The organism is Desulfovibrio biadhensis (genome assembly GCF_055388615.1).
This window is the reverse complement of sequence record NZ_AP042477.1, coordinates 2,798,307-2,823,963: the sequence shown is the minus strand read 5'-3', so window position 1 is coordinate 2,823,963 and position 25,657 is coordinate 2,798,307. Positions and strand designations below refer to the sequence as shown.

General features: G+C 52.7%; 15 protein-coding genes, 1 tRNA gene and 1 riboswitch. Of the genes, 3 read left to right on the top strand and 13 right to left on the bottom strand.

Annotated elements, in window-relative coordinates; genetic code table 11:
* Nucleotides 1-51: 51 nt before the first annotated feature.
* A complete protein-coding gene (locus ACZ5EH_RS12230) occupies nucleotides 52-1,326 on the bottom strand; it encodes a serine hydroxymethyltransferase (protein ID WP_464274163.1) in 1,275 nt (424 codons plus the stop codon).
* Nucleotides 1,327-1,382: 56 nt separating this feature from the next.
* Nucleotides 1,383-1,466: riboswitch (ZMP/ZTP riboswitch) on the bottom strand.
* 297 nt (nucleotides 1,467-1,763) lie between these two features.
* Here ACZ5EH_RS12230 and ACZ5EH_RS12225 point away from each other — a divergent pair.
* Nucleotides 1,764-2,654, top strand: a complete 891-nt coding sequence (locus ACZ5EH_RS12225) for a flagellin N-terminal helical domain-containing protein (RefSeq protein ID WP_464274162.1) — start codon at nucleotides 1,764-1,766, stop codon at nucleotides 2,652-2,654.
* Between the two features lie 81 nt (nucleotides 2,655-2,735).
* Here ACZ5EH_RS12225 and ACZ5EH_RS12220 read toward each other — a convergent pair whose 3' ends face one another.
* The 8 genes from ACZ5EH_RS12220 to ACZ5EH_RS12185 all read right to left on the bottom strand — a co-directional run bounded on the left by ACZ5EH_RS12220 (nucleotide 2,736) and on the right by ACZ5EH_RS12185 (nucleotide 14,846).
* Nucleotides 2,736-3,647 carry a sensor domain-containing diguanylate cyclase gene (locus ACZ5EH_RS12220; RefSeq protein WP_464274161.1) on the bottom strand — a complete coding sequence of 304 codons (912 nt, stop codon included), beginning with the start codon at nucleotides 3,645-3,647 and terminating at the stop codon, nucleotides 2,736-2,738.
* The gene (locus ACZ5EH_RS12215) at nucleotides 3,644-4,021 is read right to left on the bottom strand and encodes a response regulator (RefSeq protein ID WP_464274160.1); all 378 of its coding nucleotides are present in this window, start codon (nucleotides 4,019-4,021) and stop codon (nucleotides 3,644-3,646) included. The genes ACZ5EH_RS12220 and ACZ5EH_RS12215 overlap by 4 nt, the downstream gene beginning before the upstream one ends.
* Complete coding sequence (locus ACZ5EH_RS12210) at nucleotides 4,022-4,543, bottom strand: chemotaxis protein CheX (protein WP_464274159.1); 522 nt, start codon at nucleotides 4,541-4,543, stop codon at nucleotides 4,022-4,024.
* The gene (locus ACZ5EH_RS12205; RefSeq protein ID WP_464274158.1) at nucleotides 4,527-7,286 is read right to left on the bottom strand and encodes an ATP-binding protein; all 2,760 of its coding nucleotides are present in this window, start codon (nucleotides 7,284-7,286) and stop codon (nucleotides 4,527-4,529) included. The genes ACZ5EH_RS12210 and ACZ5EH_RS12205 overlap by 17 nt, the downstream gene beginning before the upstream one ends.
* A 182-nt stretch (nucleotides 7,287-7,468) precedes the next feature.
* Nucleotides 7,469-8,698 (bottom strand): bifunctional nucleoside/nucleotide kinase/histidine phosphatase family protein, encoded by a 1,230-nt coding sequence (locus tag ACZ5EH_RS12200; RefSeq protein WP_464274157.1) that lies wholly within the window; start codon nucleotides 8,696-8,698, stop codon nucleotides 7,469-7,471.
* Nucleotides 8,699-8,807: 109 nt separating this feature from the next.
* Entirely contained in the window at nucleotides 8,808-11,030 is a 2,223-nt protein-coding gene (locus ACZ5EH_RS12195) for a sensor domain-containing protein (protein ID WP_464274156.1), read from the bottom strand.
* A 216-nt stretch (nucleotides 11,031-11,246) separates the two neighbouring features.
* On the bottom strand, nucleotides 11,247-14,006 hold the full coding sequence (uvrA, locus tag ACZ5EH_RS12190) for an excinuclease ABC subunit UvrA (RefSeq protein WP_464274155.1): 2,760 nt from the start codon (nucleotides 14,004-14,006) through the stop codon (nucleotides 11,247-11,249).
* 159 nt (nucleotides 14,007-14,165) lie between these two features.
* Complete coding sequence (locus ACZ5EH_RS12185; RefSeq protein WP_464274154.1) at nucleotides 14,166-14,846, bottom strand: DUF554 domain-containing protein; 681 nt, start codon at nucleotides 14,844-14,846, stop codon at nucleotides 14,166-14,168.
* Between the two features lie 207 nt (nucleotides 14,847-15,053).
* On the opposite strand from ACZ5EH_RS12185, the gene ACZ5EH_RS12180 reads away from it, so the two are divergent.
* Nucleotides 15,054-15,140, top strand: a tRNA-Leu gene (locus ACZ5EH_RS12180).
* Nucleotides 15,141-15,301: 161 nt separating this feature from the next.
* Here the strand turns inward: ACZ5EH_RS12180 and ACZ5EH_RS12175 are convergent.
* Both ACZ5EH_RS12175 and ACZ5EH_RS12170 read right to left on the bottom strand, forming a co-directional pair.
* On the bottom strand, nucleotides 15,302-19,495 hold the full coding sequence (locus ACZ5EH_RS12175; RefSeq protein ID WP_464274153.1) for an ADP-ribosyltransferase-containing protein: 4,194 nt from the start codon (nucleotides 19,493-19,495) through the stop codon (nucleotides 15,302-15,304).
* Complete coding sequence (locus tag ACZ5EH_RS12170) at nucleotides 19,419-21,224, bottom strand: PBECR3 domain-containing polyvalent protein (protein ID WP_464274152.1); 1,806 nt, start codon at nucleotides 21,222-21,224, stop codon at nucleotides 19,419-19,421. The genes ACZ5EH_RS12175 and ACZ5EH_RS12170 overlap by 77 nt, the downstream gene beginning before the upstream one ends.
* Before the next feature lie 522 nt (nucleotides 21,225-21,746).
* Here ACZ5EH_RS12170 and ACZ5EH_RS12165 point away from each other — a divergent pair.
* Nucleotides 21,747-22,997 carry an EAL and HDOD domain-containing protein gene (locus tag ACZ5EH_RS12165; RefSeq protein ID WP_464274151.1) on the top strand — a complete coding sequence of 417 codons (1,251 nt, stop codon included), beginning with the start codon at nucleotides 21,747-21,749 and terminating at the stop codon, nucleotides 22,995-22,997.
* A 474-nt stretch (nucleotides 22,998-23,471) separates the two neighbouring features.
* Here the strand turns inward: ACZ5EH_RS12165 and ACZ5EH_RS12160 are convergent, their stop codons facing one another.
* Together ACZ5EH_RS12160 and ACZ5EH_RS12155 are read right to left on the bottom strand one after the other, a co-directional pair.
* Nucleotides 23,472-24,050 carry a hypothetical protein gene (locus ACZ5EH_RS12160; protein WP_464274150.1) on the bottom strand — a complete coding sequence of 193 codons (579 nt, stop codon included), beginning with the start codon at nucleotides 24,048-24,050 and terminating at the stop codon, nucleotides 23,472-23,474.
* Nucleotides 24,051-24,523: 473 nt separating this feature from the next.
* On the bottom strand, nucleotides 24,524-25,648 hold the full coding sequence (locus ACZ5EH_RS12155; RefSeq protein ID WP_464274149.1) for an alpha-D-ribose 1-methylphosphonate 5-triphosphate diphosphatase: 1,125 nt from the start codon (nucleotides 25,646-25,648) through the stop codon (nucleotides 24,524-24,526).
* Between the last annotated feature and the right edge of the window lie 9 nt (nucleotides 25,649-25,657).

Here is a 25,657-nt window from a genome sequence, read left to right as displayed (position 1 = left end):
CTCCCGTGCCTGACATCAGGCACGGGAGGCTTCTGCTATTTTCCTAATCCGCTACAGTTCTGAGTCTTCTGCTATGCCCGGAACAGGGTAAGCGCTGCACAGTTCACGCACGTTTTCTCTGATCTGGCGCCGCAGTGTCGCGTCCTCTGGTGAGGCCAGGATATCCGACATCCAGTTTGCCAGGCGCACCATGTCGCCTTCCTGCATGCCCCTGGTCGTCGCGGCTGGCGTGCCGATACGTATGCCACTGGGCCGCAGGGGCGGATTGGGATCGTCCGGAATGATCTGCTTGTTGGTGGTGATACCGGCTTCATCCAACAACTCCTCCGCCACCCTGCCATCCAGGCCGAAACTCTTGCTGGTATCGAGCACCAGCATGTGGTTGTCGGTGCCCCCGGTAACAAGCTGCGCTCCCCTTTCCAGAAAAGCCCCCGCCATGGCCTTGGCGTTATCAAGCACTTGTTGCGCGTAGTTCTGGAAAGCCTCTGACCTGGCTTTTTCCATGGTCACGGCTATGGCGGCAATGACGTTCATGTGCGGCCCGCCCTGCAACCCAGGAAAAACAGACTTGTCGATCGCAGCGGCCAATTCCTTGCGGCACAGCACCATGCCGCCGCGCGGGCCGCGTAAGGATTTGTGGGAAGTGGTGGTTACGATGTCGAACCCGTAGTCAAAGGGGTTCGCCATGGCCTTGCCAGCGACAAGCCCGCCATAATGCGAGGCATCGGTCATGGTCAGCGCGCCAACGGCATCGGCCACGCGCTTGAAGGCCGCGTAATCGAGATCGCGCGGGTAGGAGGTGTACCCGCACAACACCAGCTTTGGTTTTTCCTTTTTAGCCATGGCCAGGACCGCGTCATAATCTATGGAGCCGTCCTCAGGATTGGTGGTGTAGCGCACAAAACGAAAAAGCTTGCCCATGTGTGAAACAGGCGCGCCGTGGGTGAGGTGCCCTCCGTGCGAGAGGTCCATGGCCAGGATGGTATCGCCGGGTTCAAGCAATCCCAGATAGACGGCCTGGTTCATGGGCGAACCGGAAAGCGGCTGCACGTTGGCGTGCTCGCAGCCAAAGACTGCACAGGCCCGTTCACGCGCAATGTTTTCAACCTTGTCAGTGAACGTTTGCCCCCCGTAGTAGCGCCGGCCGGGATAGCCTTCAGAGTATTTGTTGGTGAATACGCTGCCGAGCAGACACAACACTTCGGGGTAGGTGTAATTCTCGGAAGGAATCAGCTCGATACCATCGCGCTGGCGTTGTTGCTCGCCAACAAGGGTATCGTAAACAAGAGGGTCGTTTTTTTGCAGCAGGTCACAAAATGATCGCATAGGGCCTCCGTGGCGTCCTTTTCATAGTGTGAAAAGGGTTGGAGTCTGCAACATAGAGTTGCTGCCCAGGCGAACGGCAGGAGATCATCGCGCTTCACCGTGGTCAATTCCACGCTTGCTCGCCAGTCACGCGAAGAAATGCTCAATGAACTGACTACGCCCTATCTCGCAGGGCTGCTTTCGTCAAGTATCCAACGGCGCCCCATTATAAACTACCCCATCCCATATTCGTTATCCATGGGATATCGTGTACGATTTTTACAAGGAAAGGCTATGGTGGCGAGCCATTTCTTCCCACAAAGGGTTGGTATGCAACTTGCTACCCTCTTTGTGTGACTAGAACCGGGGGAAGAAAATTCCCTGTCAGGCACCGCACCTGTCTGACAGGAATCACGACCAGAAACGGCGCCAGCAGCCAGACATAATCGGAGTACACCATGTCGCTCGTCATCAATCATAACCTCATGTCCATGACCGCAGCGAGAAACCTGCAATCAGCGTACGGAGACCTGGGCAACTCTGTACGCCGGCTCTCCACGGGCCTGCGCGTCAACAGTGCGGCGGACGATGCTGCAGGGCTTGCCATTCGCGAACTCATGCGCGCCGACATCACCACCCTCAACCAAGGGGTGCGCAACGCCAACGACGCCATTTCGCTGATTCAAACCGCAGATGGCGCGCTGCAGGTCATCGATGAAAAGCTCATCCGCATGCAGGAACTCGCAGAACAGGCCGCCACCGGCACCTATAACTCCGACCAACGTCTGATGATCGACTCCGAATATCAGGCAATGGCTTCGGAAATCACACGTATCGCCAATGGCACGGACTTCAACGGGGTCCATCTTCTGGACGGTACGCTTTCAGGGGCGCATGACGGTTCGGGCCTGGAGTCCACAGGTATGCTGAAGGTCCACTTCGGCACCTCCAATGACTCAGCAGAAGACTACTATTACATACAAATCGATTCCTCCACGGCATCTTCTTTCGGCCTTGGCACTGGCGCGGGCAACCGTCCCGGCAGCACAATATCCACCCAGCAGGCTGCGCAGGAAGCCCTGGACGCCATTCACAACGCCATCATATCCAAGGACAAAATCCGCGCCTCACTGGGCGCGCTGCAAAACCGTCTGGAAAACACCATCACCAACCTTTCCATCCAGGCGGAAAACCTGCAGGCTGCGGAATCCCGCATCTCGGACGTGGATGTCTCCACCGAGATGACCGAATTCGTGCGCAACCAGATTCTTACGCAGTCGGCCGTGGCCATGCTGGCGCAGGCGAATTCCCTGCCGCGGATGGCCATGCAACTCCTGCAGGGCGGCTAATAACCCCACCACGCTTCAAAATATAACGCCCCGGCGCAACATGGCTGCACCGGGGCGTTTTTGTTTTTTCTGAGGCAAGGTTCAAAGCACTTCGACTTTGTTCCGCCCTGCATCTTTTGCCTTGTACAAGGCCTTGTCAGCTCTGCGTATGAGGTCTGTGACCGTCTCGTTCTCAAAATGTTCAGCCACGCCAAAACTGCCGGAAATGGGCTCCACGCCGGTGAAGGCATGGGTTGCCATTTTTTTGCGTAAATTTTCGGCCAGGTTGACTGCGCCTTGTGCATTCGTTTCAGGACACACAATGATGAATTCTTCGCCCCCCCAACGTCCCAGAACATCTGTGGCGCGTATGTTGTCCGTAAGCAGTCTGGCCGTCTCACACAGAACAGTATCGCCAACAGGATGCCCGTGCTTGTCGTTCACCTTTTTGAATTCATCGATATCCATGATGATTACCGAAAACGTATGGCCGTAACGCGCCCTGCGTCTGGCCTCCTGGTCAAAAACATCTTCCAGCTTGAGACGGTTGAAGACGCCGGTGAGCCTGTCCGTTATGGAAAGTGCTTCCAGTTCCTTGTTTTTGAGGGCGAGCTGGGCGTGCGCTTCTGCAAGCTGATTCTGCGTGGCTTTCAATTCGGAAATATCCACTGCAATGGAGCACATGACCACGTTGCCGCTGGGCCAGTGCAATGCCTTGTCCTGCATCTGGTACCAATGGTCGTCCATGGGGTTGAAATGCTCGTACACGGCCGAGTTGCCATTGGGCAGACCATCTTCCCCGAGCAGTTCCTTGAACTTGCAATGAAAACAGGGTGATTCTTCTTCATAGAGCGCAGAATAGCACGTCTGCCCCTTCAAATCACCGAACATGCTCTTGGCAAACCGATTCAAAAAGATGAGCCGATAGGTCTTCACATCCACGACGTAGATATTGAAGGGAATGACGTCAAAAAACGTCTCTACCATGTAGTCTTCGTTAAAAAACACAGTCATGACCTATATTGCTTGATGACCTTGTCCAAATGCTCTTCCAGCTTATCACTGCTGAAAGGCTTGAGCTCATAGCCTTTTGCCCCTGCATCAATGGCGTCCATTACCATTTGTTCCTGCCCGTGGGAGGTAATCATGATGATCAAGGCATTTGGACTGATCTCAAGTATTTTACGCGTGGCTTCTATACCGTCCATGTCCGGCATGGTGATGTCCATGGTAACCAGGTCGGGCTTGCTCTCCTCAAAGGCTTCAAGAGCCTGCTTTCCCGTCTTGGCGACATCCACAACCTCGTGGCCAAGGTCTTCAAGTATCTTTTTCAGCTTCATGGCCACGATGGCGGAATCATCCACGATGAGGATTCTCAGCTTCGCCATTTAGGCCTCCTTGTATTGCAGATCGGATTCAAACAGTTTTTCCGGGCCTATGCACATGACACTCATGCTGCCGATACCGGTCTTGATTTCAGCAGTATAAAAATAAGCATCCCTATGTCTGACTATGCTCTTTGCTTCGCCCAGAACAACTGGCGGTGTAAGGGATATGACCCCTCCCGTCGCAGGAACATCCGCCAGCGCATTACCGATGATGGTGTTGATGATCTCACCGGCGGCCTCGTCAACAAGTGATTCGTCATACTCATTACCGAGGTCTAGTTCTTCAGTAAAGGACTTAAACAGATGCATAATGACCGCTTCATCAAAACTAAAGGCGATATAGAGCCCCAGATTGCCCCCGACTGCAACCAGAGATGTAAGGTAGCGTAAAGTCAAGGATTTAACTTCCTGGAGGTTATATTCCATCCCTTTGACTTCTACTCCAGACTCTTCGTGCAGATAGTCAACGCAGCGGTTGGTTACAGCGTCTATCAGCCGTTTGACGTCAACCCTGAGTCCCATATGCGTCTCCTTTACCATCAACAGCCCTGGGAATTTCAAATAAGAAGCTTACCCCAAAGCCGGGTTTATTGTCGATAAACACTTTTCCGCCAAGTTTATCGAGTTCCACCTTGACCGCAGCCATACCCACTCCGCGTCCCGAAACCGATTCGCGTCTCTCCTTGGCATCAGTCCCGGCGCCATCTTCGCAGGCCTGCTGCTCCCCTGCCGCCTGGTATGCGGTGGTGGAAAGCCCCTGGGCAAAGACCAGCTTTTCAGGCTCGCGCATACCGGCTTCGACCGTCTCCGGCGCAAGTCCCATTTCCCTGGCGCGTGCAGCCAATGCCACAAGATCCAGGCCCATGCCGTCATCCTGGATTTCTATGAACAGCGACCCCGCCGCATCTTCTCGCACACTGCAGGTAACCTGCCCTGCTTCGGGCTTACCGACCTCGAGCCTTTGCTCACGCGTTTCAATGCCATGGTCCACGGCATTACGAAAAACGTGCACCAGACTGCGTACAAAAGGCATGAGTCGCAGCGGATCAACAAGGGGGCTCTCTCCGTGCGTTTCGATCTCAAAAGGAACGATTTCCTTTTCCAAACGCTCGGCAAGCTGCAGGGACATGCGGGGGTATCTTCCCAAAAGACGCCGTAACTCCACATGCCGCAGGTCCCGCAAAATTCTGAGTCCTTCCTGAATTTTGTGGTTTTCAGTTCCATCAAGAATGCATCCCGCTTCCCTGGCGAAAGCCAGCAAGGCCTGAACACGCGGTTCGGAGAGAATGACTTCCCCCCTGGATTCGAGAAATTCGCCTCCAAGCGTATTGCGTATGACCTGCAGATCATCGTCCAATGCCTGCAGCAATTCATGAGGCGTAAGCGCCTCTCCCACCCGGCGGCGTTCGCTTTCCACATCAGGGGCGTTTCCCCCTTCCAGCGATTCAAAACTTTTACAAATGTCAGCCAAACGGTCTTCCGCATCCTGCAGCGCAAGGGGCAGATGAATGCAGTCCATGAGCGCGAACAGTCCCTTGTACGTGTGTATCAGCCTAAAGGCGCGGGCTGCCAGGGCTCCCGTCTCTGTCTTGCCGCTCCCGCCTGAAGAAAGTTGTCCGTTTTCAACCTCCTCCATGAACAAACGAAAATCGTCCATGACATCGAGCATTTCTTCCCGGTTGGTGACGGCCCCCACAACCAGAGCCAGCCGCCGGCTTTCCATTTGCACAGCATCCGCCAACTGGCGTTCCTCGGTGATGTCAGTGAGCAGCAACATCATTTTTCCCGCATCCAAGGGGCGGTACTGCACCTCCACAACCTTTTCGCCAAGAACAACTTCCTTTGGCATGAGGGAAAGCAGCAGATCACGCCTGAAGGCATCCTCCTCCCTGCAGACACGCTGCAGATTGGTAATCATGCGCTGCCTGGCGCTGGCATCCTGGGGGCACAGCAGTTCGGGCGCAGGTAAACCGGTAATATCGTCACGATCGAAAATGAGCAGGCTTTCGCGGCTATAAGCAGGGTCCACGATCAAATCCTCGCCAAAAGAAAGCACCCCTTGCCCGCTGTTATCCAAAAGCGTTCTGATTTGCGCCAATGTCTTTTGCACCTGGTCCTGTGCCTGGCGTAGATCGCCAATGAGCTGATCCTTTTCTGCTTGCAAATCCCCGACCTTGCGCACCGTGCCGGCAAGGGCGCTCAATTCGTCATCCCCCCCTTCCGGCATGACAGAAACGGTGCGCCCTGCCGCCTGGGCCCGCACCGCCCTGTGCAGTACGGCAAGGGGCGCGGTGATTGAATAGCCAATGGCCCATGAAAGCAGCAGGCTCATAAGCAGCAGGATGCCGATCAAGCCCATGCCGACCACAGCAACCCGTCTGAGTTCGTTGCGAAAATTGCTCGATGCTTCACGTTCATTGAAGGCAATGGTCGTGAGCATGCCGTTGATGATTCTTTGAATCTGCGCCTGCGGCTCATTGAGCTTGGTGACAGCCAGCTTTTTTTCACGCTCCTTGCCTTCGATAAGGTTGAGCAAGCCATTCCTGTATTCTTGCAGGAGTGCAGCCGACTGCAGCAGATACCGACTGCGCAGTTCATTACCGGAACGTCGCGCAAGGGGGGGCAGGTAGTCGATCAAAGCCTCCACATAATCAGTCGCATCCTGGGAATCTTCTCCCGAGAAATAATAGCGGTTTGCGGATGCCACCAATTTGGCCATCCAACCGCCGATTTTCCCGAGCTCCGGCATGATTTCATAATAGCCCGTCCCCCAGGCATTGGCGTTAACCATGGCCAGGTAGCCCCCCACGGTCTCACCCAGGTCAAGAATGTTGCGAAATTCTTCGGATTGTTTTTTCTGCAGGGAAAACAACTCCCATGCGCCATCCTGAAACATGTTCAGCTCCTGGAGCAGAAGAGTTGTCTCCTCTTCCATGGTGGGGTCCAGGCTTGCTTCATGATGGATGATGCGTTCCAGATCATTTCCAAAGACAGTTATCTGGGAAAACGTATGTCCACCAATGCGCGCGTCCATCAGTTGCCTTGCCAGCAACATCAAACGCATGCTTTTTTTACTGATGTTCTCCACACGCGTGCTTTGACTACGGAGTTGCTCCATAGCCTCAAGACTCTGGTCAACGCGCTGCAGCGCCCACCAGGCGATACCGAAAAAGACGGCAGCAACCAGGGCATTTATGCAAACCATCAGTGTAATGCGCTTGCCTATACGAACGGAGCGCAAAAACTGGATAAAATGCGACGGCATGAAGAAACCTCTTTGATCCTCTCCCCAAACGATTAACACCAATAGGCGCGGCGCATCGCTGGAAGACAATTAGTGCATGGACGATTCCCTCCCACACCAGGAAGAAAATAGCAACAAACCCCTAAACCACTTGAATACAAGAATGTATCTAGTAATTTCGCGTGAACTCAGCTCCGCCAATGCTAGGGAATCTGGCGCCATGCGGAAAAGGGCTTCAGCTCAAAGAGCTTCTTGGTCTGGGTCGAAACAATGTGAAAATACTGATCCTGTGGAATGTAAATATAAGGAACGTCCTCTGTTCTACGGAAAAGAAAATGGGAAAGAATCATTCGATTGACGGCCTGGTGCCCTACAATCATGATATTTTCCGCATTGCCGCTTAGATAGAGAGCCTTTTTCAGCCCTCGGTGCACACGCCCCCGCAGGGTTTTGTAACCTTCACCTTCCGGATACACATAATCATACTTGTTGCGACCGCGGGCTGCATACTCTTCGGGCATTTTCTCCTGAATTTCCTGATAGGTCATTCCCTCGCAAATACCGGCGTCGATCTCATCGAATTCACCAAGCACCATCTCCTGGCAATCGTCCCTGGACTCCAACAAGGGGCGCGCCATTTGCATGGTACGGAGCTTGGTGCTGCGAAAGAGGTAGGGAATATTCACACCTATGAAATGACGCGCCAGGGCCTGTGCCTGGGCCTGACCTTTTTGCGTCAGCCCGGAGTTGCCCCCGATGCGTAAAATGACATTGTCATCACTTTGCCCGTGCCGCACCAGAAACAGACTTTTTACCCAGTCCGAGACGACAATATCGCGGATGCGCGGATAAAAGGGCAGCACTGCACGAACGCGTTCCTTGATGATCCGGTTATTCAACGAATCAAGGATGATGTGATCATTCTCATCCTCAATTGGCTCATAACGCCGCTCATAGTTACGGATGCGTTGCTGCAGGCTCTCAAAAGCCTTTTCCGGGCTCAGATGGGAAAACTCGGACAGCTTTGTTTTGCGGCCGATGCTGGCGGCTACGAGGTCCTCATCCTTGTTCACACATTCTATGAATAAAATGGGGTGATCAGTGAGGTGGCAGGCGAGTTTGTTGCGCCGTGTGCGCGAGACATTGGTGGCGTCGAGGATGGCCACCTGCCCACCTTCGCGCAGGTAATTCTTTGCCTCGTAAATATTGACGAGGGCGATCTCCTCCCGAAGACGCGCGCACTCAGTATTATCCGGATCGTAAAATTCGGCATGGGAGGTATTTTCCGGAAGCAGTCTGCGGCGAACGTCACCATTGTTGAAAACCTGAATCCGAATCTCCTCTTTGACGAGGTTCTCCATGATTTTTCTGGCGACCATTGATTTGCCGCGGGCCGGCAAGCCAACCATGACGATGTAAAGCTGCGTATCCATATTCTGCCTTATAAGCTGCTAAATCGGTGCCACAACCAAATGCTGACAGGCTGCGAGAAGTGTCATTGTTGCCCGAATACCGGCGCTTACGTCAACTGCTCAACGTAAATTATCTGGATTCTGGGCAGGTAGGGAGAGATTTGAGGAAAGCCAGAGCGTCATCAGCACGTACAGGGCGGGAAAAAAGGTACCCCTGCCCGTATTCGCAATTCAGAGTGCACAGCTCGCCATGCTGTTCCAGCTCTTCTATTCCCTCGGCCACCACTTTCAGCCCCAGATTATGGGCCAGTGTCACGATGGCTTTGACGATTTCAAGATTCTCCGGCGCCCTGTGCATTTGCTGCACAAAACTCAAATCTATCTTGAGATGGTCGAGGGGAAAACGACTGAGCTGGTTCATGGAAGAATAGCCAGTGCCAAAATCATCTATGGAAAGCTGGATACCGAGGGCGCGCAGTTTGCTGAGCTTGTCCACCGCACTTTCGGCGTTCTCCATGATGGTTGACTCGGTGATTTCCAGCTTCAGCCTGCTAGGCGGCAGGCTGTAAAGATCAAGCAACTCCTCTATTCGCTCCACCAGCAAGGCCTGCGACAATTGCCGTGGCGACAGGTTCACGGAAATTGCAATGTCTTCGCCTAGCTCGCATTGGGTAAGCCAGTCCGCCATCGTGCGGCAAGACTCCTGCAGCACCCAGTCGCCCAGGTCCAGAATAATGCCGCTCTCTTCGGCAATGGGAATGAAGACATCCGGCGTGACAAGCCCTTCTTTGGGGTGTTGCCAGCGGACCAGCGCCTCGAACCCCACGAGGATGCCTTCCGTCAACGACAAGATAGGCTGGAAGGTCAGGAAAAATTCCCCTGCTTTGACAGCCCGGCGCAAATCGCTCTCCAGGGAGAGATTATGCAGCGCTATTTCCAACAGTTTACGGTTGAAAACCTTGAAACGGTTGCGTCCCGTTTTTTGTGCGTGTCGCATGGCAATGGAGGCATTTTGCAACAGATCCTCGGGCTCACGATACTCCGCAGGACTGATGACTATGCCGATGTTGACGCCGGTCAAGGTCTCGTGTCCGTTGAGCAGGAAGGGCTTCTGCATCATGTCGCGGATACGCTTGGCCACTTTTATGGCCTCACGGGGCGATTCCATCTCGTCCAGTATGACGACAAAGGAATCCATGCTGAAGCGCGACACCGTATCAATGCTGCGGACGATACTCGAAATGCGCGACGCCGCCTGAACAAGAAAAATGTCACCGTAGCGGTGGCCAAGGCTTTCATTGACTTGGGAGTACCGGTCCAGCTCTATGACAAGCACGGAATAATGGTAATTGTAGCGCCGCCTGCTGCGGTCCAGAACACGGGCAATGCGGTCCAGACACAAGGTTCTGTTGGCCAGCCCGGTAAGGGGGTCATGCAGGGATTCATGCCGGAGCTGATTTTCCACACGCTTTCGTTCGGTGATTTCGCGCATGCTCAGCCGCACTCCCAAGGAGCGGCCGTCATCACCGCGCACCGACGTGCAGACCTGGCAAATCCAACGCTCCTGGCCGGAAGTATCCATGATACGCAGGTCGAGCTTGCCCGTTTCCGCTGCCGGCGCCTGCTTCACCTGATTGTGCCAGGCCTTACGATCATCCGGGTGCAGGCATTCGCGAATGCCGGAAATCCCCCGCTCCATAAAATAGCTGGCAGGCCGCCCTGTAATGCGCTCACAGGCAGGATTCACGAACAGCACTTCTCCCAAGGGCGAAAGCCATACTTCCCAGTCGTACGTATATTCGGCAACAATGCGATGGCGCTCCAGCGATTCCGCCAGAGCCCTTTCCATGCGTTTGCGCTCTGATATATCGCGGGCTATGGCCTGGAGCACATGACCTTGGGGCAGGTCCACTCTGTTCAGACAAATCTCTGTCTCAAACAGCTCTCTTCGGGCAGGATTAACAGTACTGGGGCGCAAAAACGTCCATTCAAATCGCTGCGGTTCTCCTTCCAGAGCCCGCTCCATATATTGACAAAAAAGCGCCGGGGAGGACTTGCCGCAAGGCTGCACCGACGGCGAAAGCTGGTGTGTGGATGAAAGTAAAAGCTGCTCTCTCTCGCAGCCCAGCATCTGCTGCGCCTTGAGATTGCAATCGACAATACGGCCATCTTCAATTGTGAAAATGGCGTCGTTGGCGCCTTCGAACAAGGAGCGGAAGCGCAGTTCACTAATGCTCAGCGATGCACAATCTGAAGCACAAGGGATTCCGGACGTCTCGAGCTCCTCGATACGCCTGCGCAAATCCGAATTTTCCTTTTCCAAATGCGCAATGCGCTTCAGTTGATCGTCCATAAACGTCAACCACCCCGCAAGGCGCCCCCCAAAACCTTACTACAACACGTTTGACAGTATACTTCTTCTTTTGTCCCAGAGTGCAAATGGAATGTTCGGAATCACCCGTTTCAAGCAAAAACGGGAATCTGCTACCCGAAAACCCCTCTTTTTTCTCTCCCTATGTCATTATTCCATTGCCATGGCAAGTGGTTGAATGACACTTCATAGTAGCATTCAGTTATCTTCAAGAAAACGCCCCGTCACGGAGTCAGCATTGGCAATGAGGTCTTCCGGAGTGCCGCTGGCAACAATGCGTCCACCATTCTCTCCGCCTCCTGGCCCCAGGTCCAGTACATGGTCAGAGGCCAGAATCACATCGATGTTGTGTTCTATCACCAGAACGCTGGCGCCCTTGTCCACCAGTCCATGCAGCACCTGAATAAGCTTCCCCACCTCGTGCATGTGCAGGCCAGTGGTTGGCTCGTCCAGGACGTAAAGGGTTTTCGGCAAAGAGCGCTTGCCCAATTCGCGTGATATTTTGATGCGCTGGGCTTCTCCACCGGAAAGCGTCGTGGCCGGTTGCCCCAGGGTGAGGTATTCCAGGCCCACGTCTTCCAGCACGGCCAGCCTGCGCTCCAGCACGGGGTAGTTGGTGAAAAACTTGCGCGCCTGGCGAATGGTCATGCCAAGGACCTCGGCGATATTCAGCCCCTTGTACCGTACATCCAGGGTTTCACGATTGTACCGCTGCCCTTTGCATACATCACAGGTGACGTACACATCTGGCAGAAAGTGCATTTCAACGCGAATCTGACCGTCGCCCTGGCAGGCCTCACAGCGCCCTCCCCGGACATTGAAGCTGAAGCGCCCCGGCTGATAGCCGCGCTGGCGGGCTTCCGGCGTCATGGCGAAAATCTTGCGTATCTCGTCAAACACCTTTGTATAGGTTGCCGGGTTAGAGCGGGGAGTGCGTCCGATGGGTGTCTGATCTATGGAAATGATGCGCTCTATTTGATCCTGACCTTCAAAACCGTCGATGAGGCCAGGGTTATCAACCTTGGTGCCGCGTTCCAAGGCCAGATGCTTGTAAAGGGTATCCACCACCAGGGAGCTTTTGCCCGATCCGGAGGGGCCTGTGACACAGGTCAGGCAGCCAAGGGGCACTTCGCAATCCAAATTTTGCAGATTGTTCGTGCGCACGCCTTTGAGACGCAACACGCCGGAGGGTTTGCGACGCTTTTTTGGTTTGGTGATTTCCAGATCGCCGCGCAGATATTTGGCTGTAAGCGACTGCCCTTCCTCCAAAAGCTCTTTCACGGTGCCGCTATGGACAACCTCGCCTCCGAGGGAGCCGGACCCGGGGCCGAGCTCCACCACATGATCCGCGGCCAGGATTGTGGCCTCGTCATGCTCCACAACCAGCACGGTGTTGCCCCTTGTCTGCAGGCTGCGCAGTGTTCTGAGCAACCGCTCGTTATCTTTTGGGTGCAGGCCGATGCTGGGTTCATCCAGCACATAGGTGACACCGACAAGCCCCGAGCCAAGCTGCCCGGCCAGGCGGATGCGCTGCGCCTCCCCGCCTGAAAGCGTGCCCATTGTCCGGGCCAGGTTGATGTAGTCCAGCCCGACATTGGTCAAAAAGCCCAGCCGATGGCCGAGTTCCTTGAGCAGCGGTTCCGCAATCTTGCTCTTGTGTCCCGGAAAGGTTTGTTTTTCCAACCATTCCAGGCTGCGCCCTATGGAAAGCTGGCAAAATTCATAAATATTCAGACCATCCACCTTCACGGCCAGTGATTCAGGACGCAACCGCGCCCCATCGCATACCGGGCAGGGGCGGCTTTGGCGAAACCGTGAAAGCTCATCGCGCCAGATATGGCCATAATCCATGCCGACTTCCAACTCGTTGACCACCCCTGGCCAGTCAGACGCGGCGTCGCCGTCGAACAATGCGGCCAGGGCTTCCTGGGAAAACTCCTTAAGTGGCGTATCCAGGGTAAAGCCGAAACGCTTGGCCAGCGCCTCCAAACCGGGCTTGTGTCTGGCAAACACACGGGGGCGCTTCCATGGCAGCACTCCCCCCTGGCTAAGGGAAAGACCTTTGTTCGGCGCCAGGAGGTTGGGTTCGAAATATTCCACCGAGCCGATGCCGGAGCATCGAGGGCAAGCGCCCTGGGGACTGTTGAAGGAAAAAAGCTGCGGGCTGGGCGCAGGCAGGCTGATGCGACACTGCGGGCATACGGATTCTGTGCTGAGATAGCGATCGCCCCCTTCCTTGCCGTCACCCAGAACAGAAACGACAAGCCTGCCGGAACCGAATTGCAGCGCGAGCTCCACCGAATCGGCCAAACGCTTGCGGATCTCCGGTTTCATAACCAGCCTGTCCACCACCAGATCCAGGGTGTGTTTCTTGTTCTTTTCCAGCTCAGGCAGAGGGTCCAGGGACACCACCTGACCATCTGCGCGCACCCTGGCAAAGCCCTGTGCCTTGAGCTTTTTCAACCTGTCTTGCTGCGTGCCTTTCTGATGCTCCACCAATGGCGCCAGCAGCATGAACTTTGTGCCCTCAGGAAGCAGCATCACGTCATCGATGATCTGGTCTGCGGTCTGCGCCTGGATGGGTTTGCCGCACTTGGGGCAATACGTCTGCCCCAGCCGGGCGTAAAAAACGCGCAGAAAATCGTATATTTCAGTCACCGTCCCCACAGTGGAGCGCGGGTTGCGCGAGCCGGATTGCTGCTCCAGAGAAATGGCGGGGGAAAGCCCTTCGATCTTGTCCACCAGCGGCTTGTCCATCTGTGGCAGAAACTGCCGTGCATAGGCGGAAAGGGACTCCACATAGCGCCGCTGCCCTTCCGCATAGACGAGGTCAAAGGCCAGCGTGGATTTACCGGACCCCGAAGGACCGCAAATAATCACGAGTTTCTCGCGGGGGATATCCAGGGTCAGATTTTTGAGGTTGTGCTGTCGTGCGCCCTCTATATGAATACAACTCATTGTATCTCCGAAATAAATTATTTGGCTACAGCGCATAAAACGCCGAGCCGGAGTATCCTACCCCATTTTTGTCACGAAACAAGGCGCTCTTCTGAAAAAACAGGCCCTCCGCCATAGAAAAACGGAGGGGCAGGCAGATTTCTTTCAGGCAAGCAAGCCTTAAATAAGCATGGAGAGCAAAACGACAAGGACCAGGGCAGGCAACATATTGGCAATGCGGATGGCTTTGAGTTCCAGCAGATTGCAGCCAATACCCAGAATCAGCACCCCACCTGTGGCCGTGAGCTGCGCCACGATGGGCTCGGTGAAAATGCCTTGTAGCGAGGCCGCAAAAAACGTCAGGGCGAGCTGGTACACCAAAAGGGGCACCACGGAAAACACCACGCCCAGCCCATAAGTAGCGGCAAGAGCAATGGAGGCGAAGCCATCGAGCATGGCCTTGGTATACAAAAGAGTGGGGTCGGCGCGCAGCCCTTCGTCAAAGGCGCCCAGAATGGTCAGGGGGCCGACGCAAAAAATCAAAAACGCGGTGATCATACCGTCCGTGAACAAAGCGTTGTCGGATTTCACACGCTTTTTGACCATATCGGCAAGCATCATGAAGCCTGCCTCCAGGTTGACAAGCTCGCCGATGAGCCCGCCAATGACAACGCTGAAGATCAATGGCAGGGGGTGCTCCATTTTCAGAGCCATGCCCATGCCAATGACCAGCGTGCAGAGTCCCAGTCCTTGAAAGACTATGGTGCGGCATTTTTCGGGCATGCGTTCGCCCAAAAAAAGGCCGATAAGACCGCCTGCGATAACCGTTGCCGCGTTTGCCAAAGTGCCAATGGGGAGCATTGTGATTCCTCTCCAGACCGCGCTAATCTGCCCGCATAAGCGAGCCGCGGCCGAAAGCGGTGTTGTGCCCCAAAAGCGCCCGCGATGCAATGTTGTCCTACCCAATTCCGGCGGGCAGCGCCCCTGATACTGGCGGCAATTTTGTATTTATACGGAAAGCCTTGACAGCCATTGCCTTGAGGGCGTAGTGAGTTTTTCCTCACTCGTGCCGGGGTGGTGAAACTGGTAGACGCGCCGGACTCAAAATCCGGTACTGGCGACAGTGTGCGGGTTCGACTCCCGCCCCCGGCACCATTTCAATATTCATCCACGTCCAAAAATGTTCAGAGAAGCAGGGCCGCCAGGTCTACCTGCTGCTTTGTTTATTTGCTCAAGCAACAGCCGTATCTCCCATATTTCTAGACACTAGGCCATTGTTCAAGCTGAAAAATGGTTACCAGGCAGACAAAAAGATATTAAGGGAAAGCTATAGAAAGGGGTGAATTCAGGTATACATCATCGGCGTTCTTAGATATTGTATGTCCACCTCGGTTGGGTCCTAGCTTGGGCAATTGTAGCCCTCTGCTTCGTGCCCAACCGAGGCTTTTCTTTTTGTTCCAGTACCTCGTCAGCCCTTCTCTTCTCCAGTTCACAAAATCATAATCCGTGTTCCTGCCGTAAACGCTGGATATTTGGTTGATCCTGTGCCGCTGCTCCTTCCTGTCGAGATGGATAGCGGCCATGACGGTCTTGCCGTTCTTGTCCTTTAGTTCGGTCATCACCACAAGGCTGTCAGCAGTGCTCTTGGAATCAAAGACCATGATCGGATCGTTGATGGCCTCGACGATGTTTCCAAGCGTCTCCTGGCTGAGAGCATGCTTGCCGCCCATGGCCTTTTTGGCGACGCTCTGCGGCATGGTCACGGGAAGGTCCTTCTCCCCTATCCGTGCAAGGATTTGTGGCGTTCTCCCAAGCTGCAGTACATCTTGAGACGATAAGTCTCCACGTTGCATAATCTCGAGCTGCGACCTAAACGATTCGCCAGCCGATTCAATCTGCTTGCTGAAACGGATGTCGTTGTTGGACGGGTCAAAAGTTCCAACGTTTTCTGTTGCTGACTTGACCTGATTTGGAGAGAAAACGACAAACACTCCCTCGTCTCCAAATTCAGCTGGCGCTTTTATTCCATCAAAGCCCTGTCTTTGCATTTCAGCAATCAAATTGCCATCATTGTTGGTGGAATTGCCCTTATTCGGCAGCAAATCTGAAAACGCGTATTCGACATCCTCGGCGAATGCAGTACTATCAAATTCAATATCGCTAGTATCAAGGCCAGCCTCTTCTAAAATTGCTTTCCATGTGTCCACATCATATGCGTCAAAAGAAGATATGTTTGAGAGGTCGAGAGGGTTTTCAATGTTAAGATAGACAGACAGTACGCCCCCATCTTTGCCTGCAAACCTTTTTGCGAAATCCTTGTCATCGGTAAACCAAAATCCAGGCGCATCGCCCTTTTCTGCGTCAAATATTGTAAATTGCGCTCCAGTGCCATGATAGACAACCAGAGGTTCACCCTCTTCGTCCACCACTTCACTATTACCAAACCATTCCTCAAACGCCTTGCTGCGCACAGGATAAAACTTATTAAACATCGCCGCGCCTTGCGCCCCCTGTGCCTGCTGTCCGCCCTCCAGCCAGCCGAAGATGCCCATGGCCACGCGTTCCAGTTCGTCCTGCTCGTAGGTCTCATTCGGCGCAAACTGCCCGAGCAAGCGTTTCACAAACTTCACGAAGCGTTGCCAAAGGCCGTTCTCGGTCGCGTTCAGCTTCTGCCCGTAGGCTACCTTCTCCACCACGTTGGACATGAAGAATTCTTCAGCAACGATGAAGCGGTCCTGCCCCTTGTAGAGCTTTTCAGTCTCCTTGTAGGCATCAGTATCCTTGTAGTGTTCGCGCACGTAGCCCAGGAAGTTCTGAAATTGCTTGCCCCACTGCGGGCCGAAGGTGTCGCTGAAGAAACCCCGCAAGCCGTGGTGCCCCTGCTCATGGCGCCAATAACGCACGGCGTTGGTCATCCATGCTTCTGCAGCATCCCCTGGCTTGGAAATATTGTCGGCAACGAGATATATTTTCCCGGTCTGCGGATCAAAGACACCGTTGATACGACCACCGCCTGCCTCGTCAAGGGAGTCTAGAATATGCTGCGGTAAATCACTCTGGGATTGCACAACCTCAGTGGGCAACGCGTTGACAGCCCTGGACTGCAGCGGCTCCAGGACCTTGCGCACGTCAGCTGCTTTGACGCCCGAGGGGGCTGGGTCGGCCTGCCCATTGCGCCGATAATACTCGCGCACGATGTTGATTACATCTTCATTCCAGACAACGTAGTTCTGCGTACCTTTCCCGCTGTCGGAAGTCTTGCCCATGCCCTTGTAGCGCAGACCATGGATGCCCTGCTTATCCAGGTAGAGCGAGGCAAGACGCTGGTTATTCTCGCCCTTGCGCGTGCGCATGAAGTATTTGGCGAGTTCGTTGTACAGGTCCTCGCCGGTCATGTTCCCGGCGCCCACCCTGCGCACCTTCTCTGCCACTGGCTTGGGGAGCTTCTTCAGCGCTGCCTTGACTTCTTGAGACTGCCGGGAAAGAGGCGCGTCGTTGTCGAGCAGGTGCTCATCGTCGGGGATGTCGGCTTCATAGACCTGGCCACCTTCCTTGCCTTTGTAGGCCTCGGCCATATCTTTGCTGGCGGTGAAATACATCCCCCACCCGTAGGCCTGCTTGCCGTGGCCGGTGCCGATCTTGGAGAGTTCGAAACGATTGATGCCGCGTTTACTGGTGCCGTGCATCACACGGCGGAAGAGAATATTGTCGTTGATGTTCTGTGAAGTTTGATTGTGTTGTGCGGTCTTGACAGCGTCCAAAAGAGTGATAAACTTCTTATTGAAGCCCGGAAGCTGGTCGGATTCCGGACCAGGACTCTGTTCTGGCACCGGCCCACCTATTAATGATCCGGGCTTTTCTATTGTAATGGCTTGAACCGTGTAAATCCTCGCCCCGCGCCCGCTATCAGAAAATTCTTTCACCAGCATCTTCACTCGAAGAATGTCCCCGTCAAAAGGCATGGGCGCGTCAAAATGATGCATATATTTGATGCCTTCCCCGCCAACTCTATCCTGACGCTTCAATCGTTCGACAGCATGCCTAAAAAGCGTATCTAGGTTGGCGACAGCCTGCATGTGCGCTTGAGGAGAGTGAGAACCGTCGACGCTTGAACGGCTCAACATCTTGGACAATGTGTTGCCGGAGACCGTCGCCATAACGCCACTATCAATGTTTTCCAATGGCTTGTTGACAAATTCTTTCGCAGCGTTACGCGCCATCTTTGAACCGCGCGCGTAACGCAGTTCGTTCAATTCCTTCACGGCACGACCAATATCGTCATTCTCTTTCTCTCGCGAAAAACGTGGGGTATCGCCCGAAGCGTTTACACCGTCGATCATATGCTGTATATTTGCCTTGAATGGAGGTGGCAAAATGTCCGAATTAAGATACCTGGAAAAGGAAGACGTGCCTTTCGTCTTTGACAAGAATGACCGCAGGCTGTTCAGGGCGGACGGGATAGCGCCAGATGATTGGTCTGAAATTACCGGCGGAAGCGTATCAAGGATATTGTTCAGCTCGTCTGAAATCTCCCGCACTGATTGGGAGAGCTTGGTGAAATCTGAAATGGCGTACTCAAATGCCAAGTCATAGAATTTCTTTGACACGTCAGAAAGTCTATTCAGCTCGCTTATCACTTCACTTCCATCAACCCTTCCCGCTTTGATTTCATCGTCAACAGCCCTAGAAAGGTCATAGATGGTGTGCCCAAGTCCCTCCTTGGCGGCAATCATCTTCGCCGTGTTGAACTGCATCTCTGCAATGTGTCCGTTGGGAAGTTGCACCAATAGGAAGAAATCCCGGTAGCCGCCTACGGGGTTCTCGTAGCGGTTTTTATCCTTCATCACCCGTGGGTCTTTGCGAAAATCCTCAAAGGCTGCTTTGGCCTCTTCTACAGTGTCAAAGACCAGGGTCGCCCCATTAATGTCAGTGAGGCGTGAATGATCTCCTTTGTAGTCATCGCGTGCTTTCTCAAATGCACGAGCACGATCTTTCAATCCATCGCGCATCATCAACGCGCCACCATGCTTTTTGACCAGAGACTGTCCCAGCTTTTTCAGCTCAGGCTGTGCCTTCGCTGCCTGGGCATAAAGCTCGTCCATGGTCTGCACGCCGCGCTGGTACGGAGGTACGATCTCCACAACCGCTGATGTCTCCCCAAAGTCCTTGAGCGCTTGCAGTGTCGTGTTGCCGTCCAGCAACTTGAATGTCCCGTCGCCGCGCTGCACAACATGCAGTGGCCTGCGCTTTTCAACCAGCCCTGCAGCAGACGACTCCATGCTTTTTTTTGCGCGTCGGAGGCGTTCAGGGTTTGCCTTCTCTCTGTGGATAATCTTGTCCAGACTTACTGTCTGGCTGTTTTCGCCCTTGGTGAAGTATGCATCTGCGCCCTTGGGCTCAGGTCGTGCGGCGCGCTGCTTCAACCGCCTGATATTAGCATTGTTGTTCAGCTTGTAACTTGGGAAAAGTTTGCATCCCAAAAAGGAATCTTTTTGGCGAGTTCGTCCCATCGCCGCACAAAGTCCTTGGCTTTGTCGGAGACGTCCATCTTGTCGATGTCGCCCTCGCGCTTCCTGACTCAACAACGTCCTGCATCTCGAGCATGAAAACATGAGAAAATTCATGCAGGATAGTGGACATATCGCCACCCTGGAAAAGTTGGACAAGATAGCCGTCACTTGCGGGAGTGGTTGCACCGTATATACACCGCGATGCGCCCGTTGCAGGCTGGAAGTATGCTCCTCCATCCATGTTGACTGAATTCAGGATGGTGGATATTATATCATTAAAGTCATGGCTACGGACGTTTTTGGGCGTATGGTTGGGGGCGCTTCGGCGAGCATCAACCTCCGTAGCTGGCTCAATCCACATTGTTTTGCTTACCAACACACCTTTTTTTCCAGCTGTCGCCTCCACATAGACTATTTTCCCATCTATTCTTTTTTCAATTCTTACTGATTTTCTTCTGCCCTTATCTGAACCGGGGTAGGCACGGTCATAGTTTTGAAGAATCCAAGGGATGAGCTTAATTACGTCTGGAGTGACTGGCGGCCTGCCACGCCCCTCTTCAACCCTCTGGTTGCCGTGCGACTTCATCATGTGACGAATGTCATCCCCAACGAGGAAATGGGATCTGACTTTTTCACCAAGAGCTTTAGCTATCTCCCCCTTGTGGCCTAAATTATCGATGTCAATGCGAACTCTACCTCGTTTATTGTTAAACAACGCATCATCAATAAATGACGAAGCTTTACGAGTGGAAGTTCTGAGGAGGTCACGCGCATTCAAGGCCTTGCGCACGTCAGCGGCTTTGACGCCCGAGGGGGCTGGGCCATTCCTGCTAAAAATCGGTGATGTATCGCCAGGGGCGTTTACACCGTCGATCATATGCTGTATATTTGCCTTGAATGGAGGTGGCAAAATGTCCGAATTAAGATACTTGGAAAAGGAAGACGTGCCTTTTGTGCTGGACAAGAAGGCTTTCAAGCTCTTCAAGGCCAACGGTGTGTCGCCAGAAGACTGGCGAGAGATAACTGATTCTGATTCCTTCGCCAGGATATTCACCAGCTCGTCAGAAATTCCCAGGTCTGACTGGGAAGAACTTGTCAAGGTTGAGAGGTCATTCTCAAACGCGAAGTCATAGTATCTTTTGGAAACCTTATTTAGTCCGTCAGCGAAGCTTAGCGCGATCTGAGCATCTGAAATCCTGCCCCTCTTGACATCCCCGTGTATCGCCCTCACCACATCATAAATCTTGTGCCCCATCCCCTCCTTGGCGGCAATCATCTTCGCCGTGTTGAACTGCATCTCTGCAATGTGGCCGTTGGGAAGTTGCACCAATAGGAAGAAATCCCGGTAGCCGCCTACAGGGTTCTCGTACCGGTCTTTATCCTTCATCACCCGTGGGTCTTTGCGAAAATCCTCAAAGGCTGCCTTGGCCTCTTCTACAGTGTCAAAGACCAGGGTTGCGCCGTTAATGTCAGTGAGGCGTGAATAATTCCCGTTGTAGTCGTCCTGTGCTTTTTTCTCAGCTCTTTCTTTTCCCTTCAAGCTGGTTCGCATCATCAACGCGCCACCATGCTTTCTGACCAGAGACTGCCCCAGCTTTTTCAGCTCAGGCTGTGCTTTCTCTGCCTGGGCATAAAGCTCGTCCATGGTCTGCACGTCGCGCTGGTAGGGAGGTACGATCTCCACAACTGCTGATGCCTCCCCGAAGTCCTTGAGCGCTTGCAGCGTCAACGGAAGCTCATGTTGCTATTGAGTTTGCTCACTTCTGCCTGAGTTCCGTAGTACACAACCAACGATCCCCATTCTCATGGATGGCTTGTGACGATTTGACTTGAGGGTGGGGGGCAATATAAGTTTTCAATTTGGCGAGGTTTCTATGTAGGCGGTGTGCGCCTCGTTGCCATCGGCATCAGCGCCCCTCAAAGCCCCGGAATCCTCGCCTTTACATATTGTATGATTGTAGTAGCAGTTACCGCATTTCACAACACGTTCAAAATCACTCCTTAAGCAAATTTTCATACAAAAAAATGGAGAGTGAACACGAGTGCACTCTTTGTTTTTTACGTTGGAGATTTTCTCGGCATATAAGCAACCATCCAGCATTGTTCATCAGGCAATAAATCATGCCAAACAACCATGGAAATTTATCATTGATTTTCTCCATGGATTTAGAAATAAATGGTAATTTGGTACCCAGGAAAAGACACATTTATTGAAACAGGACTTTTATCTAACGAAAAACAAATAAATACTATGCTCAAAGATATTTTTGTTGCTCGTCAGCCCATCTTTGATCGCGATCAAAAGCTCTGGGGTTTTGAGTTGCTTTTCAGGGACAATATCCTCAACAATTTTGCGAACATTGATGACCCCACAAAAGCCACAACGACTGTCGCTTCTTGTGGTTTTCTCGCTGCGACGACCGACACGTCTGAACGCAACAAAATATTCATAAATTTTACAGAAGAGTCGATAATCAAAGAATTGCCCCACGCCTTACCGGCCGCGTGCATAGTTGTGGAATTATTAGAGAATATAAACATCACCCCGTTGCTGATTGAGCGACTCAGGGACCTGAAAAGCGAAGGATACATCCTGGCATTGGACGACTTTGCAGGCGATGACACCTACTTGGAGATCATGGATTATATAGACATCATCAAGGTGGATTGCTTCGACAAAAGCATCAAGGAACTTATCGATCTGAAAAACAAGTTCGCCAACACTTCATGCATGTTTCTGGCGGAAAAAGTTGATTCTGAGGCCATGTATGCAAAGCTGAAAAAAAGCGGCTTTGATCTTTTCCAAGGCTACTATTTCGCCAAGCCAGAAATTCTGAGGAGTAAGAAACTTTCCAGCCAAAATTCGGCGAGACTCAAGCTTGCATCGCAGATTGAGCGTGAAGAACTGGATATCAAGGCCATCATTGATGCAATAAAATCTGATGTTTCAATGAGCTATCGTCTCTTGCGATACATCAATTCATCTGCATTTTCCTTCAGGAATAAAATAGGCTCCATCAAACAAGCATTGAATCTGTTGGGATTCAAAAAAGTCCGCCATTGGTTGCGTTTGATTATCTATTCAGACATGGTCAGCAGCCATGTGAATCCGGAAATCTTACGGATGACGCTGCAACGGGCCTATTTTTTGGAAAACCTTGGGGCTGAAAACGCCGACAACATGCCCTCTCATGAGAGCCTGTTTCTGGTGGGCATGTTCTCGCTTCTTGAAGCAATGCTGCATACGCCCATGGCGGTGATTCTGAAAAATGTACCCTTGAGTAATGAGATAAAGTCCACGCTTATGGGCGAAGAAACATTGCTTTCAAAATATATTATCCTTGCTCAGGCATTGGAGTGCGGCGACTTTGCATTTGTCAAGACGCAAAGTGCAGAACTATCGCTCTCAGAAAGCGTTGTTTCCAATTCTTTTCAAGAAGCTATAAAAATGTCTGACAAGCTGTTTTATCAGATATGCATATTGAGGATTGACACTGAGTAAACATATCATCATTAAATCTTCTGTGAAACACGATTTTCAAAGCATTCCGCATGTAAACTATATTTTTATATATTCACATATTTTTTTTACAACACACATAATAGGCATCCCGAAATGGCGATAGTAATTTGTTATTGTTTTGGTTACACGGCAAAAAACATAGAAGATGACATTCGTCTACAAGGAAGGTCCACCATATATGAACGCATCCTGGCGGAAAAAAAGGCCGGCGCTTGTAAATGCGCCGATATAAACCCAAAGGGGCGCTGATGCCTTGGTGATGTCCGCCAGGTGGTGGACAAGGCAATGAGTAAGGCTAGCCACCCCCTTTCTTGTAGTAAGAATCCATTCTCATAGGGATAGTTTACGAATAACGTATGAATTGCTTGATGGCAGGGCGGAAAGCACCCTGACCAGAGTCCTTCTTACGCAGCCATTCAAAATTCACTTCGAGTCAATGCGACCAGGCCGCAGTTACTGAGAAATAACAATCCCTCCGTTTGATTTCTGCACCTTGAGCGGTTCTTTCGACTTTTTGGGACTAGCGCCCCTTTCTTCCTTTTTGTTTTCACATAAAGGATTCATGGCCATAACCCTTTCCGTGTACTTCTGCTGCTGGGTGCGTATAAGCACCATCCAGCCATCGCTTTTTTCGCATTCCTCTGTTGGTTCCTCCAACATATCGACAGCTTTCTGGTATTGATACTTTGCTTCACAATAAAATCCATCCTGTTCCGCTTCAACACCTTTCAATAGTATTTCTTTTACTCCCAGGTAAAATGACTCGCACAACTTCTCTTCTTCTTTTATACTGTTTGAACCTGTAAAACACGACTTTTTACGTGTTTTTTTGTCTTCATTTCCATAGCAGATATCAAGGCATGCATCCTTGCGACGTTCACAACGTTTGACGCATGAAGATCCATTACTATTCGGTCCACATCTATCGATGCAGGCATGATATTTTTCGACACACGCATCCGTACAGCTGTCAGCCATTGCACTTGGCACGAAACAGACCAACACAAATAGTAAAAGCAACATTTTCTCCATCCATGCCCTCCTCATATAGTACGCAGACGTCCAGCTTCTATTCATACATATTTCCCAGCGCAACCCGCAAGGAGTCGATCACGCTCCCGAGACGCCGCTACACCGAGGAACATCGCCATAAGTCCACAATTACAGCTAATTGGCATACTCCCTGGGATTACACTAAAATTCAACCTTGCTATATTGTGCAACATATATCTTTTCACATTTCTTTTCAATATTTGATCAAACAAACGTCCTGGGGAGAGACGCCACATATCAAGACGCAAAAAAGCGCCACATCCCACGACATGGCGCCCATACAGACTTCTATACTTTCCAAATATCAGTCGAAAAGCTTCTTTTTTTCTAATCCCCATGAGTCTGAGCAAAAAGTCCGTCCCATGCAAAACATCAAGCTTTGGAGGCAACATCGACCTTTTTACCTGATGCAGAACCACGATACATGGATACTGAAATAAGCCGATCTTCAATCACCCTTTCCAGGATTTTACAACAACGGGGGCGCCCTCGTGCAATCGTACCCGCAGCACATCGCCGCGTGCCCCGGGCAATATGCGCCCCACATCTGCCAAATCAAGGGCATTGGCGGGATTGACGCTGACCAATCGCACTGCTTCATAGAGGGGCATTCCTGCTGCATGCAACTGAAACGGCGCGGCCAGCAAACTATACGGGGCGTAATCAGAGGAAAGAATATCCAGCGCACCCGCTTCCAATACATCCAGCGCGCTGACATTGCCGGCGTGGGAGTGCCCCAGTATGCAGTTTGGCGCGCCCATGAGCACGTAAAGCCCTCGCTCTCTGGCGGCCAGGGCGGCTTCCAATGTGGTGGGGAATTCGCAAATACGCGCCCCCTCCGCCTTGGCCTGCTCAACATGGGACAGACTGGCGTCATCGTGGGAAGCCATGGCGATCCCCCGTCTTTTGCACATGGCGATTATCTCGGTCCGATGCGCTCCAGCATACCGCGCCTGCAGCTCCTTCCGGCGCATGAGCACCTCTTGAAACTCCTGGTCTGTCCACCCTTCCCTGCTGTAATATTCGCGGTATTTTTGCAGGTTGCGATACTGACGCTGCCCCGGAGTGTGGTCCATGAGGGAAACCAGGCGCACCAAAGGCGAGTCAATGTAGGGCGTCACCATATCCAGCACGGCAGGATCGGCGGTTTCACAACGCAGATGCAGCAGATGGCGCGCGCGGAACAAACCGGCTTGTACGCCCTGCATCACTGCGCTGACCGCGGCGCGGAACAGCTCGCGCTGCATCTCTTCCCTTGGGAAAGCCTCCGCACAGATGGCGTCCAGAACAGTCAATATGCCACAGGCCTCGAGAAGGGCGTCATTTGCCAGGGCTGCTGCCAGATGTTCGGGCCAGAGAACGCCCGGCCGCGGCGTCAGGGCACGCTCCAGGCTGTCCGTATGCACTTCCACCAGACCAGGGAGCAGGTAATCCCCTTCCATATCAAAACTGCCATCGCCTGTTGGCATGGCGCCGGTCGAAACATCATCGATAACGCCGTTTCGCAGCAACAGCCCTCCGCGAAAGACTGCATCGGGCGTCACGACATGTGCGTTACGCAAAACCAATTCTTTCATCTCTCAGAG